Here is a 15,595-nt window from a genome sequence, read left to right on the forward strand (position 1 = left end):
AGGACGGGGAACTGGTCGCCGAGAACGACTACACCGCTGCCTGGAACGCCGGCGGTGGGATACTGATCGGCCGCAGCAAGCTCAACGGTGCCTACCAGCACTCCTTCCGCGGCACCATCGACGAACTCCACGCCTACAACCGGGTGCTGACCACCGAAGAGATCACCGCCCTGCACAGCGGTCGCCTGCCGACTGCCGTCACGCAGCAGACGGACCCGAAGACGACCACGCAGGAAGCTCCCGCCCAGGAGCCCGCCATCGTCTCGCCGCCCACGGCGATCCTGTCGGGCATGGTCAACCGCCCCGGCGGCGGCCCGGTCACCGCCAAGTACTACCTGTACGACGACAAGGGCACCCCGGTCGGCTCCGCCCCGCTCGGTGTCCGTATCGCCAACGGCGGTGAGCGCGCCTCGTTCCAGGTCCCGGACGGCATCATCCAGCCGGGCGCCGCCTACACCTGGCGGATGCAGGCTTGCGCCAGCGCCGAAGATGGCACCGGGGAGGTCTGCACTGCCAAAACCGAACCGATCGGCTTCGCCGTCCCCGGCACCCCGGCCGAGTCGCCCGCCGTGGACGTCCGGCGCCTGACTCTGGGCAAGGACAGCTTCGTCATCAAGACCACCAAAACCGACCCCACTGCCTGTGACAGTGCGCCGTGTCCGCTGGCCGATTCCGCCACTATGCAGGTCGGCGGTACCGGGACGGGCAAGACCGCGACGGTGCTGGGAATCAAGCTCAACGAACTCCCCGACGGGGTACAGCTTGCCGAGGCGGTCCTCAAACTGGGAACCCCGACCTGTGCCGCGGGGTCGTGTCCGGCTGACGCTGTGATCACCGCGACGCCGTTGCTGGACCCGGTAACAGCCGAGACCACGGGTTCGGACGCGGCGGCCAACGCCGACCCCGACATCACCCATTCCCTGCCGATTGCCACCCCGCAGGCCGACATCAACGGAAGCGCGTACCAGTGGCTGCTGCTCACCTCGAACAAAGAGGAGGGCATCACCTTCGGGGAAGCGACCGTCGCCGAGCAGCTGTCGATCGCCTTCACCTATCAGCCCCCAGGACCGCCCAGCAAGGTACTCAATCTTGTCGCCTCCCCCGGTGACGGTGGTGCCATCGCCAGCTGGGGACTGCCGCAGGACAACGGGGCGTTCGCGATGCTCGACGGGTATGAAGTCGAAGTCTCCCAGGGCGACAGTGTCGTGCGCACGCTGACCGTCACCGATCCGACTGTGGCCATCACCGGTCTGACCAGCGGTACCGCCTACACGGTGAAGGTCCGGGCGAAGACGCGGTTCGGCGCGGGTGAGTGGGAATCGGCCACGGTCACACCCAAGGCGGTGCCGCCGCCCCCGTCCCCGTCGCCGTCCTGGGACTGCGCGCCCAACCCTGGCGCGCGTGCCCTGGCCACAGACGGGCAATCGGGGTCGTCGGCACAGGAGTATGCGGACCGGATCAAGGAGTACTACCAGGCTCAGGACGCCGTGCTCGAGGGGCGCGCGGCCACGGTGTGGCAGGCTCCCGGGGTGACCGCTGAGGCACCGGGTACCGCGAAGCTCTCGCTGCTCAATCCCGTGCTGGTCAAGGAGAAGCAGGCGCTTGAGGCCGCGGGTGTCTCCCGTTCGGATTCCACGGTGACCGTTGAGAACGTGGTTCCGCGGGAGGCAGCCGATGGGACGGTGCAGGTGACCGCGACGATCAAGCGGGCGTGGAAGGAGACGTCCACCACCGCATTGCGTGCGCGGGCGGCCAGTAACGCGGGTGGCGTCGTTGAGCCGAGTGAGCCTTCCATCGATGTGGTCGCTTTCGACCGGTGCGGTGACATCATCATGATTCAGGTCCCGATCGAGGTGGAGGAGGACTCTACCGACTTCCAGGACCGCGGTGGTTGCGGAGCACCGGCAGCGCGCGGAGCACCGGCAGCGCGCGGGGCGCAGGCATCGAGTCGGTGCGCTGGCCCTCCTTCGGGCACCCCTGGATCCTGTACCGTTCCGTACGCCGCCGACTACATGCTCCACGGAAAATGCCCGCATGCGGTTGACATTGATGAGGAATCACGCATAGAACTGCGCCACCCATCTTGGATTAAAACATCGACAGTGCTTTATGTAATGGGAGTAACCAATGATGGTTGCTCCGCTCCAGTAGTTGGAGACAGGCCAGTAAAGGGGGTAAATTTCCGTGTTGCCTGCGATTCTCACGATTACGGATACGGACTAATTAGAAGTGGATATCTGCCATTGGAAAAGAGGGCCGCTGTAGATTCTGTGATGTATCACATTATGAAGAAAAACATCTGCAGCGTATTGGACAATGGCGATCCAATCTCCAATTCTGTCGCAAAATCCCATCGGCGCATCTGTATGGATTGGGCGCATGTGTTCTATGAAGCGGTGCGCGCGTTCGGAGGAAAGCACATAGGGCCGATTGTGAAGAGGCAATAAACACTAGCGCATAGATGCGGGAGTGATGATATTAATCACATTCATCACTCCCGCAGTGCGGGTTGACACCTCCGAACATTCCATGACGCTAACCTCGATGACCTGCGTGCTCAGCAGGACGGAAGGTGAATCCGTGACTTAACGGATGATCTTACTGTTTGTAAGATCGTCGCTCGCTGAAGGAAGTTCGGTCCAGATAGCCGCCAGGGGCCTGGTAGCCGACTGGCGGTATGTTAAGCCTCCCTTGAACGCCTGTGGACGACACAGAAGCTGGAACTGGCGACGGCATCCTCGGTTGCTGATCAACGCATTATACGCTTCCCGAAAACTGCCATTAGAATGCCGAGTGGCGTAGTAATGGCCATAAAAGCGAGGAAGGCTAGCGCATCGATGCGGATATTCATGTACGGTTGATAGGTGGTTATGTACCACTCGTCAAGGGCGGCCAAGAACCAAGCTGAAGCGGTTAACAGCAGATAGCCCGATCCCGGTCGCGTGCGACGCAAGATCAAGTAGAGCGCCACAAATACCAATCCGCCGACAGTCAAAGGCGGGACCTGATACAGCATCCCAATCATGTCATAGATCATGTAGTCATTCCATTCCAGTAGATTGAGTCTGAGCTATACTGAGGCGATCATAAGTTCTGGGATCTTTGAGAAAATCGGAAGGCGAGTCGCCCCTGCTGGAGCGGCAGGTGGATCATCTGGATATCCGAAAAATACCAGAACTTATGATCTCCTCAGTATTAGGATAGGTCGATGTCAGCTCCCATTGGATGAACTATACAGCGCACCCTTTTCATCCTTGAGTGGGCCTGTGATTCTGTAGGACGGCGATGGTTTTGCGCGGATGCCCGGCCCTGCCGGGGTTACAGCGGAGCTTATAGAGGACGCTAACCTTGATCTTTCGCGATCTTCGTGTGGTCCTGAAACGTTCGGCTGAGGTCAGGCCGCGAGGCTGAGCCTCTGGTCTGAGCTGGGATACCAGCGGGCGAAGTCGGTTTCGAGGTCGTGGTTGAGGACGCTGGTGCGGATCTGCAGGAGCAGGTGGGCGCCGCGGGGTGTCCACCTCATCTGTTGTTTCTTGACCACGCGGCGGCTGATGATGTGGTTGACGGTGGTTTCGGCGGTGGCGCTGGAGATGGCCTCGGGTCCCGCGTCGATGATCGCGTCGCTACCGTGGCGCCCGTCGCCGGACACGCCGAAGGGACGCAGGCCATGGACACCATCCACCAGCTGAAGGTCAGCCTGCGGGGCGTTCAGCCGGTGGTGTGGCGGCGTGTGCATGTGGCCTCGACGGCGAACCTGTGGGAGCTGCACTGCATCATCCAGGCGGCGATGGGCTGGGAGAACATCCACCTGCACGTCTTCGTCAAGGACTGGATCGAGTACGGCGACAATGCCAAGAGCGGCTACGACGTGACGCTCGCGCGGCTGCTGCCCAAGGCCGGGGCCCGGCTGGCCTACCGCTACGACTTCGGTGACCGCTGGGACCACGACATCGAGGTGGAGAAGATCCACCGCCCGGCCAAGAACGTCGCCTACCCGCGCTGCAGCGCCGGCGGCCGCGCCTGCCCGCCCGAAGACAGCGGCGGCAGAGCGCTCAGCGGATCTGCCGCCTGTCCTTGATGGACGACCCGACACGAAGGGCTAACCAGAGCAGGCCGGCCTGCATCAACCCGCCGACTGTTGTCATGATCAAGGGAAGGAGGTTCTGCAGCAATGGGGGGCCGACCTCGGCGTAGCAGAGTCCGGACGACTGACAAAGGTCAAGCGTGGCGGTCCCCAACGGGTAGGTGGCGGGAGCGATAAGCATGAATTCCAGACCACTGCCACTCCCGCCAGCGAAGCTTGACACGCTCAAAGCGGCCAGCACGACGATCACAGCGGCATACGCGCTAGCTGTAACCCCGGCCGTTGTGGGTCCGGAGTGATCTGGTTTCGCTGACACTCCACCCTCACACAAGGTCGCAAAACGGAACATCTGGCTGAAAGGGTATGCGGGCGTGAGCCCTCCCACGTCCGTCAGCACCGAAGAGCGCTACCGCCAAAATTCGGTCCGATTCTCCCCAGAGGCCGACACGACCGGGAGCCGCCTCATCTCCGGTCGGAAAACCGGAATCATGATCGCCTGCCGTCCCCGCCCGGGGTGTTTTCCCAGGTCGCAGGCGTCCCGAAAACGATCGTTTTCGGGACGGCCGGGGGAGATCATCGGCAGGGTGGTGTGTGACTTTCATCGGTGAGTGGCGCTGAAGCTTCAGCACCATCCGACGCCGGTCCGCCGCGCGTCGTTCACAGCGGCGGCGGAGGAGCGCCTCCGAGGAGGCGCCGTGCGATGAGCAGGGCCTCATCCGCGGGGGTGGCGTCCGCGCCGCAACCGGGGCCGTCGGCCGCCGGAGTGGAGATGAAGGCCTCGATGGCGTCCATGTGCTCGGGCTGCAGACCTCTGCCGGGTGACGGCGCGATCAGCAGGGCCCGGCCGCCCCTGGTCAGCTCGTCATGGACCGGCCCGCTCTCGGGCACCTCGACGTCGTCGGTCCAGATCAGCCGCCGCCCGCGTGCCAGGACGTCGCGTGCGGCGGCGAGTTTGGCCGCCGCCGCGGCGCTGGCGGACAGGTGGCCGGACCAGGCGCGGGCCAGGCGGGGCAGGGCGAACAACCGCTCCAACTGGTCGACGTCGGCGCACCAGGTGCTGCACCAGCAGATCTCGACATCACCGGCCCGGTGCAGGGCGCGGATGCGATCCAGCAGAGCGGGCGCCCAGCGCATGCGGTAGGCGTTACTGCCGGAGTAGGCGGTGCCGCTGCGCGGGGCGGCGCCCCAGCCGGGCCGCGAGGCGTTGATCACGCCGTCGACGTCGAGCAACCACACCGGCCGATCCATCAGCCGGAGTGCTTCTCGTCCGCGCGGTGGAGGTCGGCGGCGTTCATGATCTGTCTCCTGTGGGCTGCGAGGTGAGGTAGCGGTGCAGGGAGGTCTTGGGGATACCGGTCTTGGCCGCGATCGTGCCGAGGGACTCGCCCTGGGCCTTGAGCAGCCGGGCGTACTCGATCTTGTCTGCGGGGTGGGCGACGGGTCGGCCGATGCGGCGGCCGCTCGCTTCGGCGACGGCGCGGGCGTGGGCGGCGCGCTCGGCGGTGTAGGTGCGTTCCATCTCGGCGAACAGGGCCAGCAGCAGGAAGGCGATGCGGCCCATGCCCGCGTCGGTGGTGTTGATCGGCAGCGGGTCGGCCAGGGACTGCACGCCGATGCCCCGCTCGGCCAGGTCGTGCACCAGGTTGAGGACCTCGCGCAGGTTGCGGCCCAGCCGGTCCAGGGTGTGCACCACGATCGTGTCGCCCGCGCGGGCGTAGGCCAGCAGGGCGGTCAGGCCCTCGCGTTCGATGCTGGTGCCGGTCTTCTTGTCGGTGTAGATGTGCTCGGCCGGGATGCCGGCGGCGGCCAGGGCGTCGAGCTGGCGCTCCAGGGACTGCTTGGTGGTGGAGACGCGGGCGTAGCCGAGTTCGAGACCGCGTGCGGGGTGATCGAAGGCCGGGGACATGCCGAGATCGTACCGGAAGCCGTCTCCGTACGGTCCTTGTGGAACGGCATTTGTGGAATGGCTTCTGGAACGGATTCCGGCCGGTTTCGGGGGTCCGGCGGCGGGGGCCGACGCGCTGTTCCACTTCCAAGGAAGTGGAACAGCTGACCAACCTCTGCCATCGGGCCCGGGTACCGGCCGGAATCCGCTCCACGAATCGGCCCACAACGCCGTTCCGTGAAGGTGGTACGGAGACGATCCCCGGTACGGCTCGGGGATGGCGTCCGCTTCCGAGCACTCTCCCCGAGGCCGGCAGACCATCACCGGCTTCTCCTCCATCTGGCCGATAAGGCTGGGCGAGGGATGTGCCGTGACGAGTCAGAGATCATCATCTGTGATGATCTGAACATGAGACGCATGAGCATCGCGCTGGTGATGGCCGGGCTGCTGAGCGTCGCGATTCCCGGGGGCGCCGTGCACGCGGCCCCTGAATCGGGCTCTCTCGACTCCGTCGTCAAAGCGATCAAGAAGCAGTTCGCGGAGAAGAGCAGCGTGCGCTTCTCCGTCAAACGACGTGGCGGGCCCTTGCCCGCGATGGACATGAAGGCGTCCGGTGCGTATCGCTTCAGGGCTTCAGGGGTGTACGCCGCCGACACCACGGAGATCTCCCAGGAGCCAGATGGGACGGGCCGCTCCCGGGGGATCAGCATCGGCCGGGAGTTCTACTCCCAGGCCTACGTGCGGTCCAAGGAGGGCAAGTACGTCTGGAAGTCGCCGTCGACGGTGGGGAAATGGAGCTACGGGCGGAACCTGGCCGGGGTCATCTGGGGAGAGGACTTGATCAACGGGATCAACCCGGGCTTCCTCAAACTGGGTGCCGCTTACGGTGCGACCAGCACCGACGGTGGCACCTTCGAGGGAGTGAAGACAACCCTCTACAGCGGCACGGCGATGGTTTCCCAGCTGGGTGAGCGGCAGGCCGGAATGTTCTTCGGGACCGAGGAGGATGCCACGTGGGGTGGACCGATCACCTGGAGACTCTGGGTGGGCCCGGATGATCTGCCGAGACGTTTCCACGCCGTCATGAGGTTCACCCGCCCGGAGGGCGGCGACGGCGAGACCATGACGATGAACATCATCTATCGGGGATGGGGAACCCCCGTCAAGATCACGGCCCCGCCCCAGCACCTCATCACCTACGATTGGTGAGCGGCGACCCCTGACCAAGACCTGGTCCTTACCCTCTGTCGTAAGCGGCACTGGGAGCTGGCCCTCTTCTTCTCCGGGGAGTTTTCCCGGCGCCGCCTGCCGGGCCGCACCGACATTATCCGGGGAGTTCCCAGTTCCGCTCCCCGGATAAGGAGAGTTATCCGGGGAGCGGCGGAGCTTTCTCGCTGAGCGTCTGGCTTGCTGCCCTGCCTCACTGGACTTGAGGCAGTCTCATCGATCATGGGGCGTACAGCTGTTCGTCTCATCTGAATGAGGCATGATCGTCAAAAATGTCGATCACCAACGCCGACGATCGTCGGAAGTCGGTGCGCAGGAGGTAAGGGATGGCCAAGCTGATCAGCGCGTTGACCGATGACGCAGCGATCAAGAACTTCCTTGGGGTCGTCTCGGCGCTGACAGAGGCGGATGCGAAGATCGCTGGCTCCTATTGGGACGTCGAACCCGGGCCGGGCGAGTGGATAAAGGTTGGCCTCGATGTGGTGAGGCTCGACTCCGGCTGGGATGCCGATGTCTACGTCCGCTACGAGCTGTGGGATGGTCGGCCGCTGTCCAGCCAGGATGACGGGTGGGACGACAACTGGACCGGTGCGATTTCTTTCACCTCCGGCCAGGTCACCGCTTTAAGCGCGTCCCTCGATGGTGAGGACACCTACAACGAGATCTTCGATCTCGGCCGGGGGGAGAGCACCTGGGAGGTCTGCGTGCAGAGGAAACGGCTGGAGAACGACCGGGAACCCGACTTCCCTCGGCACATCTATCGCATCGATCTTTTCCGGTTGCGCTTCTGGCCTCCGGAGAATCCATGGCTGCATACACCGCACAACGAGAACGGCCTCCCCACGCCCTCACAGCGATGAGTTCCATCGATATGCCTCACATCAACGAGACGGTCTCGCCCTGAGCTGTCCCATCCAATCTGAGGCAGGACAGGTCAATCCCCGTAGCAGTGCAACATCAGGCCCGGCTCCGCACGCCAGCGCTCCAGCAGCTCCCGCAGGGCCGCGATCAGCGCGCGTTGCACGTCATCACCGGCAGCTGTCTCCAGCCGATCGACATCAGCCGCGATCCGCGGCAGATCGCGATAATCGAGCACCGTGTCCGACCACGGGTCCAGGTGCCCAAGGACCTGGAGCCTGCCCCCCTCGGAGCGGTTGACCAGCGACAGCAGCACGTCCACCTCCACATCTAGCAGCCGGCCGCGCTGCCGGGCCGTCTCCCACTCCGCGGCGGTGGCGCGGTGGTGCTCGCGTCGCTGCGCCCGAGTGGCCCGGCGCAGGCTCTTGGGGCGTGGCTGCGCCGGACGCAGCACCAGCAGCAGTCCCATCCTGGCGAGGGTAGCGGCCTCGGGCCGACTCCACCGGCGGCGAGAATCCCTCGCACCCCGGCCGGCGCAGGCCAGGGGCAAGTTCGACGGCCCGCAGGGGTCCTGACGCGCTCAGCCGTCGAAGCGTCTCCAGTCGATGCCCAGGTCACCGAGCGGGCGCAGCACGCCGCGGTGCGTCGTGCCGACCCCGACATCGCGCTCCTCGCCGCCCCACGGGCTGACGTAGGCGACCAGGCCGGGGGCGAAATAGAAGGACGTCGGCGACAGCGGCCACAGCCACGCCCGCAGCGGTACCCGGTGCAACCCGCCGGTCAGTTAACCGACGAGCGGTGCCGGAACGATCGTTTCTGGGACGGCCAGCGAAGATCATCTAGGTGACGATGTTTCTGTCGATTCCCGTAGTCGTGTTCACCAGCTTCCTGGCGTTATGCGGCTGGTTGCAGCAGCCTTCGGAACTTCCGGATTCCCGTACTCCCGTGCACTACCGTCGATCTTTGTCCGTACTCGTGTGCACAACGGTGAGGTCGGCATGGTCGACGGTGTGGCGAGTGTGGCGGAGCTGGGTGTGCTGACGGCTTCGGCGCAGGAGTGGGAGGTCGCCGTCCGCCGGGCCGAGGTGATCGGCCGGTTGGCTCGGGAGCCGCGGGTTCGGGTGGCGGCGGCGGATGAGGCGGCGGCGGAGTTGGGGATCTCTCGCCGGCAGGTGTACGGGTTGCTGAAGCGGTGGCGGACGGGTTCGGGGCTGGCCTCTGACCTTCTTCCCCGGCGATCGAGTGGTGGGCGTGGCCGGGGCCGGTTACCGGAGGAGGTCGAGGCGCTGCTTGTGGAGGTGATCCGGACGCGGTACCTGTCCAAGCAGCGCCGTTCGGTGACGACGGTCTACAAGGAAGTCGTCCGGCAGTGCCGGATCCGCGGCCTGCCGATCCCGTCGCGGGGGACGCTGGAGCGCCGGATCGCGCGGCTGGATCCGGTGGCGGCCACCACGGCCCGGCAGGGTGCGGACGCCGCTCGGGCGTTGCGGGCGGCGGGCGGGGAGCCTCCGGTGATCGAAGGGCTGCTGGAGCAGGTGCAGATCGACCACACGGTCGTGGATCTGGAGATCGTGGACGAGCGGTATCGGCGGCCGATCGGCCGGCCGTACGTCACGGTGGCGATCGATGTGGCGTCGCGGTGCGTGTGCGGGCTGGTGGTCACGTTGGAGGCGCCGTCGGCGCTGTCGGTGGGCTTGTGTCTGGCGCACATGGCGACCGACAAGCGGCCGCAGTTGGAACGGCTCGGGGTGGACACGGCCTGGCCGATGTCCGGCAAGCCGCGCGAGATCTATGTGGACAACGCGGCGGAGTTCAAGAGCGAGGCGCTGCGGCGGGGCTGTAATCAGCACGGGATCGCGGTGGCGTGGCGGCCGCCGGGGCAGCCGCATTTCGGCGGGATCGTCGAGCGGCTGATCGGCACGATGATGGAGATGGTGCACGAGCTGCCGGGCACCACGTTCTCCAACCCGGCCGAGCGGGGCCGCTATGACAGCCAGGCGGCTGCGGTGCTGACCTTGGCCGAGCTGAACACGTGGCTGGCGGTGGCGGTGGCGGTCTACCACGGCCAGGTACACGGCACGCTGAGGCAGACCCCGGCCGGACGGTGGGAGCAGGGCGTCGCCGAGGGAGGACGCCCGGCGACGGTGGTGAGCGAGACGGCGTTCCTGGTCGACTTCCTGCCGGTCGAGCGGCGGGTGCTGAGCAGGACGGGCTTCACCCTCGATCACGTCCAGTACTTCTGCGCCGGCCTCAAGCCGTGGATCGCTCGCCGCGGGCAGCTGGGCAAGTTCGTTCTGCGGCGCGATCCGCGCGATATCTCCCGGATCTGGGCGCTGGACCCCGACGGCGTCTCCTACCTGGAGGTGCCGTATCGGACGATGTCGCGGCCGCCGATCAGCCTGTGGGAGCAGCGCGCGGCGATCGCGGCGCTGCGCGAGGCGGGCCGCGATCAGGTGGATGAGAACGCGCTGTTTGCGATGGTGGAGCAGATGCGGCGGATCGCCGAGGACGCGGCGGCCACGACCCGCACGGCCCGCCGTGCAGTGGAGCGCCGTGCCGCGGTCCCGGCCCGGGCCGCAGCGGCACCGGCGATGCCCCCGCCTGCGGATGTCGGGCCTGTGGCGGCCGCGGCGCCGTTCGAGGTGATCGAGCAGTGGTGAGCGATGCGGAGGTCCGGGATCCGGAGGATCTGTCACATCTGCATGAGAGCGCCCGGCGAGTGGCGCGGCTGCCCGCGGCCGAGCGGCTGCGCTATGTGCGCGCCGACCGGTGGATCGGCTACACCCGTGCCACGCAGGCCTTGGAGAGGCTGGAGGAGCTGCTGGCGTTGCCGGCGCGGCAGCGGACACCGAACCTGCTGCTGATCGGTGCGACGAACAACGGCAAGTCGATGATCATCGAGAAGTTCCGGCGGTCGCACCCGGTCATCGCGCACCGTGATCGGGAGGAGATCGTGGTCCTGGTGGTGCAGATGCCTTCGGACCCGCATGTCGGCCGCTTCTACACCGCGCTGCTGGCCGGTCTGGGAGCGCCGTTGCGGCCGGTGATGAAGCTGGCTGTGCTGGAGCAGCTGGCGCTGCGGCTGCTGCGCGAGGCCGGGGTGCGGATGCTGGTGATCGATGAGCTGCACAACACCCTGGCCGGGCACGGCAGCGCCCGCCGAGAGTTCCTCAATCTGCTGCGCTTCCTGGGCAACGAGCTGAAGATCCCGCTGGTGGGGGTCGGCACCCGCGAGGCCCACCTGGCGATCCGCTCCGATGACCAGTTGGAGAACCGGTTCGCGCCGTTCGCGCTGCCGCGCTGGCAGCCCGATGCCGAGGCGCGGTCGCTGCTGGCGAGCTTCGCCGCCTCGTTCCCGCTGCGCCGCCCCTCGGCGATCTCGACGCCGGAGATGGCCGAGTACCTGCTGACCCGCAGCGAGGGGACGATCGGCGAGCTGTCGGCGCTGCTGAGCGAGGCGGCGATCGTGGCGATCGAGTCGGGTGAGGAGTCGATCAACCAGCGGACCCTGCTGATGACGACCTACAGCGGGCCGACCGAGCGGCGCCGGTTGTTCGAACGCGAGCTCTTGTGAGCGGTGGTGGTGCCCGCCGGTGGCCGGTCCACCCGTCGCCGCGACCGGGCGAAGCGCTGTCGTCCTGGCTCGGCCGTCTCGCTGCACGCTACGAGCTGACGGTTGCGCAACTGCTGACCCACAACCTCGGTCCGGCCTCGGCTCTGGTCGGGAAGGCTCACGAGGACGACCTGGACTGGGATCCGCCCCGGCCGGTGCTGGAGGCGCTGGCGGAGCGGACCGGGGTCGAGGTCGCCGAGCTGCGGTTGGCGACGATCGCCGGATGGGTGCCGTGGCTGCTGGAGAGCCTCGAATCCGCCGACGGCTCGCAGGCTTTCCACACCTACGCCCGCCAGGACTCGGTCCTGCTCTGCCCGGGAGAGGCCGGCACCAACGTCGTCGGGCGATGGCGGCCCTGGCTGCGGGCCGAACGCCCGACCCGCCGGGTGCCACGGTGGATCTGCCCTGTCTGCGCCGCCGACCCCGACCGCGGTACGCCGCTCACCGCGATGCTCCCGCTCATGCTCGGCTGCCCCGAGCACGTGTGCCGCCTCGAAGCCGAAGGCGACGTCGCCCTCGCCTTCGCGCTGGGACGGCCGCCTCCCCACCGCACCGTGTCCGAGCACGTCCTGGCCCTGGACCGGCTCACCCGAGAAGGCTTGACCTCCGGCACGGTCTCCCTGCCCCGCCGGGCGGTACACGTCGGCGTCTGGCTCCGGCTGCTGCGCACCCTGCTGGACGAGGTCAGCATCTCCTCCTCGCGCATCCACCGGCACTCGGCCGCCGCCCTCGAACTGATCTGGGACGCTACGGGTCGGCCGCTGCGGGCCGGCCTGACCGTGTGGCGGCCCTATGAGCAGCTTGATCGGGCATGCCAGGAAGCGATGCTGGAGGCCGCAGCGGTCGCGCTGCACCTGGCCGAGAGCGGAGCGATCACCGTCCGCGGCACGCTCGGTCCTGCCTTGATGCGCGAGCCGCACCGGGCCGTCTACGACGGCGATCCGCCCCGGCGCGCCGGCGTGGCCGACCGCCGAGAACACCTGCGGGAGGAGCTCATCACGGCACTCGAGACCGCCCGCACCGACCCGGCCGTCGCCCGCCGGCTCCTTGTCATGCTCGCCTCCTCCAGCCGGACGCTCTCGATCTTCAACCGCAGACGCCAGGACCTCATCGACATCGGCGTCCCCGAGCGCTACCTGCCCGGCCCTCATGAGCTCGGCCGCGCCGATCTTCTCCCCGGCCGGCGGCCCTGACGACCGGTCAGCGTCTCGCGCGGTCGCGGTCGCGGTGGCGCCGGGCGGCACGGATCTCGGCGTCGGCGACCTTGTCATCCAGCAGCGCATACAGCTGCGTCGTCTCGGCGGAGGCGTGGCCGAGGCGGCGACGGACGGCTTCGATGGACACCCCCGCGTTGATCAGCTCGGTGGCGTGCGCGTGGCGCAGCTGGTGGATGCTGATACTCACTGCGGCCGCGGCGCAGTAGCCCTTCCACCGGTGGTGGGCGGCGTCGTACGACAGCGGCCCGCCCGAGCCGTTGACGCTGGCCCGAAACAGGGGTCCGGCACCGTATCCGGCGCGGGCCAGGTACAGCCTGAGCAGCGCGACATAGCCGCGGTCGTCCAGCAGCACGGTCCGCACGGTGCCGCCCTTGCCACACAGGCGCACGTGCTCGTCGTCCAGCCGCAGGTCCAGATCCTCCACGTAGATCCCGCACACCTCGGAGGCGCGGGCACCGCACACGTACGCGGTCTCGAACAGCACCCGATCCCGCAGCCGGTCCAGCGGAACGTCCTTGCGGGGCCGCCGAGAGCAGATCACGGCGAGGACCTTGGCGACGTCGGCGGCCGCAGCCGGCCGGGGCAGGCTCTTCGGCACCTTGACCGTGTCGATGCGGTCCATCGGGTTGGCGTCCAGGAGGTCGTGCCGGATCGCCCACTTGGCGAAGGAGGCGACGGCGGCGCGCTTGCGCTTGCGGCTGGCCGCCGACAGGTCGGCGAGCTCGGCCAGGAAGGCCCGGATCGGCGCGGCGGTCAGCTCGGCGAGGTCCTCGCCGTGGTGGGCGGCGAACGCGATCAGGTCGCCGCGGTAGGCGCGCCGAGTGTGTGCGGAGGCGCCGGCGTTGGCCAGGTCGGTGAGGAAGTCGTCCAGGTGCCGGGCGAGCGGGTGGGCGCGGCCGAGCTGCTCGGCGATGACCGGATCCATCGTGCCGCCCCCCATCCGCTGAGTTGCCAGATAACCGGAAAACGAAGCTCCGCGCCGGACGACAGCCGCGCAGCTCGCGCTACCCCGGTGATCGCTATCTTGCCAGATAACGAAGGTTATCCCGAAACCAGATCACGTGGGGGAGCACCGGTTCACCCGGATCCGGCAGGATGATCACATGACGGCGAAGAACGACAGGCGGTGGAACCACAACATCCACTACCACCCCCGCATCCTTCACACGGTTCCCGACGGCGCCCGGCACGCCCTCGACGTCGGCTGCGGCGAAGGCATGCTCGCCCGCGAACTGCGCCGGGCCGTGCCGCACGTCACCGGCATCGACCTGCACGCGCCCAGCATCGACCAGGCGCGCGCACACCCGGACGACGTCGACTACCTCCTCGGTGACGTCCTCACCCACCCCTTCGAGCCCGCCTCGTTCGACGTCGTCGCGTCGGTGGCCACCCTGCACCACATGGACGCCGCCACCGGGTTGACCCGTATGCGCGATCTGCTGCGCCCCGGCGGGGTCCTGGCCATCGTCGGTCTCGCCCGCAGCACCATGCCGGGCGACCTGCCGCGCGACCTCGCCGGTATCGTCGCCGGCGCCTTCCACCGCGCCGCCAAGGGCCACTGGGAGCACCCGTCCCCCACGGTGTGGCCGCCGCCGGTGACGTATCGGCAGATGCGGGCGGTGGCCGCCGAGATCCTGCCGGGCTCCCGGTACCGTCGTCATCTCCTGCTGCGCTACAGCATCACCTGGCGCAAGCCGCAGGACTGAGCGGGCCGACCAGGTCGGCGTCGCGGAGCACGGCCTCGCAGCGGCGGCCATCCGGCCCGCGGGCCCCGAAAGGCCGGTCCCGAGACCTTGAACAGGGTGATCCGCCGCCTACGGCGACTCCGCGGCCGCCGGGGAGCGCCGGCGCCGCTGCGCGCCGAGGAAGCGGACGACGACGACGCCGATGCTCACGGCAGCCGCGGCCCACACGATCGTCTTGCCGATGGCCGCGATCACCTCGTTCCTGCCGGGCGGAAGCACGATCATCTGGACGGCGGCGCCGACCGGCACGGTCAGTCTCGCGAGCAAGCCGATCACTCCCGGACGCGCGATGCACGCACCGACGGCACCCAAAGGCGCCCCGAAGACGACGCTGGTGACCCACCACACGAGCGGCTCGGCCATGTACCAGGAGGACAAGGGGCCGCCGCTGCGCAGAGTCTCCGCCACGCTGTAGGCGGCCGTGGCCGCGAGCAGGGCCAGCGCACCCGCGGCGGCGGCCCGGGCCAGCGCCGCGGGGCGATCTGCTCCGGCGCGGCAGGCCAGCCATCCCACGGTGACCGCCAACCCCGCCCACGCCCAGCCGGAGTCCAGCAGCACGCTCACGACTTCCGCGATGGACCACCCGCTGGTGGTGTAGTCCTCGCTTTCGAGGTCGGCGTAGCTGTGGGCGGCGGCGTTGGCGAGGGAGGTCGCTACGCCGAATCCCGCTCCGGCCGCCGGCGCCCCTACGAGGATCCCCGCGAGACGGGGCGCACGTGAGCGGTCCTGCCGTTGACGGCCGTGTCGCTGATGATCGGTCACGTATGCCTTCCTACCGCACACGGCCTGATCGCGGCAGTGACCCGGCTGCTCGTCATCGGAACCGCCCCTACAGGCCAGGTGACGGTGGACGACCGGTGTGCACAGGGCTACGGACATCCATGCAGACGACTTCGGAAATCGACAAAAAGAGTGTGTCGGAAGGTCCCGCAGAGCCTTCAAAAACCTCTTCAATAACCTCGAACG

Annotated in this window: 16 protein-coding genes and 1 pseudogene; 8 read left to right on the plus strand and 9 right to left on the minus strand. The window is 67.6% G+C overall.

Annotation, left to right across the window (positions count from 1 at the left end; all coding sequences use genetic code 11):
* A partial coding sequence (locus tag IEZ07_RS32625; RefSeq protein ID WP_191898319.1) for a fibronectin type III domain-containing protein occupies positions 1-2,447 on the plus strand: 2,447 nt, incomplete at its 5' end.
* Positions 2,448-2,749: 302 nt separating this feature from the next.
* On the opposite strand, the gene IEZ07_RS32630 is transcribed toward IEZ07_RS32625, so the two are convergent.
* Together IEZ07_RS32630 and IEZ07_RS32635 are read right to left on the minus strand one after the other, a co-directional pair.
* The gene (locus tag IEZ07_RS32630) at positions 2,750-3,037 is read right to left on the minus strand and encodes a hypothetical protein (protein ID WP_191898320.1); all 288 of its coding nucleotides are present in this window, start codon (positions 3,035-3,037) and stop codon (positions 2,750-2,752) included.
* A 357-nt stretch (positions 3,038-3,394) separates the two neighbouring features.
* A pseudogene (locus IEZ07_RS32635) lies at positions 3,395-3,598 on the minus strand (hypothetical protein); the annotation flags it as partial.
* A 69-nt stretch (positions 3,599-3,667) separates the two neighbouring features.
* Between IEZ07_RS32635 and IEZ07_RS32640 the strand changes: the two are divergent.
* Positions 3,668-4,078: a plasmid pRiA4b ORF-3 family protein gene (locus IEZ07_RS32640; RefSeq protein ID WP_191898322.1), complete on the plus strand. Its 411-nt coding sequence runs from the start codon at positions 3,668-3,670 to the stop codon at positions 4,076-4,078.
* Here IEZ07_RS32640 and IEZ07_RS32645 read toward each other — a convergent pair.
* From IEZ07_RS32645 to IEZ07_RS32655, 3 genes are all read right to left on the minus strand, one after another.
* Positions 4,053-4,334 carry a hypothetical protein gene (locus IEZ07_RS32645; protein WP_191898323.1) on the minus strand — a complete coding sequence of 94 codons (282 nt, stop codon included), beginning with the start codon at positions 4,332-4,334 and terminating at the stop codon, positions 4,053-4,055. The two genes, IEZ07_RS32640 and IEZ07_RS32645, sit on opposite strands and share 26 nt — an antisense overlap.
* Before the next feature lie 407 nt (positions 4,335-4,741).
* On the minus strand, positions 4,742-5,332 hold the full coding sequence (locus IEZ07_RS32650) for an HAD domain-containing protein (protein WP_191898324.1): 591 nt from the start codon (positions 5,330-5,332) through the stop codon (positions 4,742-4,744).
* A gap of 43 nt (positions 5,333-5,375) precedes the next feature.
* Positions 5,376-5,990 carry a recombinase family protein gene (locus IEZ07_RS32655; protein ID WP_191898325.1) on the minus strand — a complete coding sequence of 205 codons (615 nt, stop codon included), beginning with the start codon at positions 5,988-5,990 and terminating at the stop codon, positions 5,376-5,378.
* A gap of 396 nt (positions 5,991-6,386) precedes the next feature.
* Between IEZ07_RS32655 and IEZ07_RS32660 the strand changes: the two genes are divergently transcribed.
* A complete protein-coding gene (locus IEZ07_RS32660; protein WP_191898326.1) occupies positions 6,387-7,178 on the plus strand; it encodes a hypothetical protein in 792 nt (263 codons plus the stop codon).
* 344 nt (positions 7,179-7,522) lie between these two features.
* The gene (locus IEZ07_RS32665) at positions 7,523-8,056 is read left to right on the plus strand and encodes a hypothetical protein (protein ID WP_191898327.1); all 534 of its coding nucleotides are present in this window, start codon (positions 7,523-7,525) and stop codon (positions 8,054-8,056) included.
* A 74-nt stretch (positions 8,057-8,130) separates the two neighbouring features.
* Here IEZ07_RS32665 and IEZ07_RS32670 read toward each other — a convergent pair whose 3' ends face one another.
* On the minus strand, positions 8,131-8,523 hold the full coding sequence (locus tag IEZ07_RS32670; RefSeq protein ID WP_191898328.1) for a hypothetical protein: 393 nt from the start codon (positions 8,521-8,523) through the stop codon (positions 8,131-8,133).
* A gap of 111 nt (positions 8,524-8,634) precedes the next feature.
* Positions 8,635-8,826 carry a hypothetical protein gene (locus IEZ07_RS32675; RefSeq protein WP_191898329.1) on the minus strand — a complete coding sequence of 64 codons (192 nt, stop codon included), beginning with the start codon at positions 8,824-8,826 and terminating at the stop codon, positions 8,635-8,637.
* 124 nt (positions 8,827-8,950) lie between these two features.
* Here IEZ07_RS32675 and IEZ07_RS32680 point away from each other — a divergent pair, with 124 nt between their 5' ends.
* From IEZ07_RS32680 to IEZ07_RS32690, 3 genes are read left to right on the plus strand one after another with little or no spacing between them, the layout of a single operon-like run.
* A complete protein-coding gene (locus tag IEZ07_RS32680; protein ID WP_204054726.1) occupies positions 8,951-10,714 on the plus strand; it encodes a TnsB C-terminal domain-containing protein in 1,764 nt (587 codons plus the stop codon).
* A gap of 59 nt (positions 10,715-10,773) precedes the next feature.
* Positions 10,774-11,628 (plus strand): TniB family NTP-binding protein, encoded by an 855-nt coding sequence (locus IEZ07_RS32685; RefSeq protein WP_239321081.1) that lies wholly within the window; start codon positions 10,774-10,776, stop codon positions 11,626-11,628.
* Complete coding sequence (locus IEZ07_RS32690) at positions 11,625-12,860, plus strand: TniQ family protein (RefSeq protein WP_191898331.1); 1,236 nt, start codon at positions 11,625-11,627, stop codon at positions 12,858-12,860. Before IEZ07_RS32685 ends, IEZ07_RS32690 begins: the two co-directional genes overlap by 4 nt.
* Before the next feature lie 7 nt (positions 12,861-12,867).
* Here the strand turns inward: IEZ07_RS32690 and IEZ07_RS32695 are convergent, their stop codons facing one another.
* The gene (locus IEZ07_RS32695) at positions 12,868-13,809 is read right to left on the minus strand and encodes a tyrosine-type recombinase/integrase (protein WP_191898332.1); all 942 of its coding nucleotides are present in this window, start codon (positions 13,807-13,809) and stop codon (positions 12,868-12,870) included.
* Positions 13,810-13,987: 178 nt separating this feature from the next.
* Here IEZ07_RS32695 and IEZ07_RS32700 point away from each other — a divergent pair, with 178 nt between their 5' ends.
* Positions 13,988-14,590, plus strand: coding sequence for a class I SAM-dependent methyltransferase (locus IEZ07_RS32700; protein WP_191898333.1), 603 nt, complete (start codon positions 13,988-13,990; stop codon positions 14,588-14,590).
* Positions 14,591-14,698: 108 nt separating this feature from the next.
* Here the strand turns inward: IEZ07_RS32700 and IEZ07_RS32705 are convergent, their stop codons facing one another.
* On the minus strand, positions 14,699-15,391 hold the full coding sequence (locus IEZ07_RS32705; protein ID WP_191898334.1) for a hypothetical protein: 693 nt from the start codon (positions 15,389-15,391) through the stop codon (positions 14,699-14,701).
* Positions 15,392-15,595: the final 204 nt, after the last annotated feature.

It is taken from the genome of Planomonospora parontospora, assembly GCA_014647935.1.
Taxonomy (GTDB): domain Bacteria; phylum Actinomycetota; class Actinomycetes; order Streptosporangiales; family Streptosporangiaceae; genus Planomonospora; species Planomonospora parontospora.

Bases quoted from the DNA above. Each gene is read 5' to 3' on its own strand.
- IEZ07_RS32695 (WP_191898332.1), bottom strand. From the start codon at position 13,809: ATGGATCCGGTCATCGCCGAGCAGCTCGGCCGCGCCCACCCGCTCGCC.
- IEZ07_RS32655 (WP_191898325.1), bottom strand. From the start codon at position 5,990: ATGTCCCCGGCCTTCGATCACCCCGCACGCGGTCTCGAACTCGGCTAC.
- IEZ07_RS32680 (WP_204054726.1), top strand. From the start codon at position 8,951: ATGCGGCTGGTTGCAGCAGCCTTCGGAACTTCCGGATTCCCGTACTCC.
- IEZ07_RS32670 (WP_191898328.1), bottom strand. From the start codon at position 8,523: ATGGGACTGCTGCTGGTGCTGCGTCCGGCGCAGCCACGCCCCAAGAGC.
- IEZ07_RS32640 (WP_191898322.1), top strand. From the start codon at position 3,668: ATGGACACCATCCACCAGCTGAAGGTCAGCCTGCGGGGCGTTCAGCCG.
- IEZ07_RS32650 (WP_191898324.1), bottom strand. From the start codon at position 5,332: ATGGATCGGCCGGTGTGGTTGCTCGACGTCGACGGCGTGATCAACGCC.
- IEZ07_RS32700 (WP_191898333.1), top strand. From the start codon at position 13,988: ATGACGGCGAAGAACGACAGGCGGTGGAACCACAACATCCACTACCAC.
- IEZ07_RS32665 (WP_191898327.1), top strand. From the start codon at position 7,523: ATGGCCAAGCTGATCAGCGCGTTGACCGATGACGCAGCGATCAAGAAC.
- IEZ07_RS32660 (WP_191898326.1), top strand. From the start codon at position 6,387: ATGAGCATCGCGCTGGTGATGGCCGGGCTGCTGAGCGTCGCGATTCCC.
- IEZ07_RS32630 (WP_191898320.1), bottom strand. From the start codon at position 3,037: ATGATCTATGACATGATTGGGATGCTGTATCAGGTCCCGCCTTTGACT.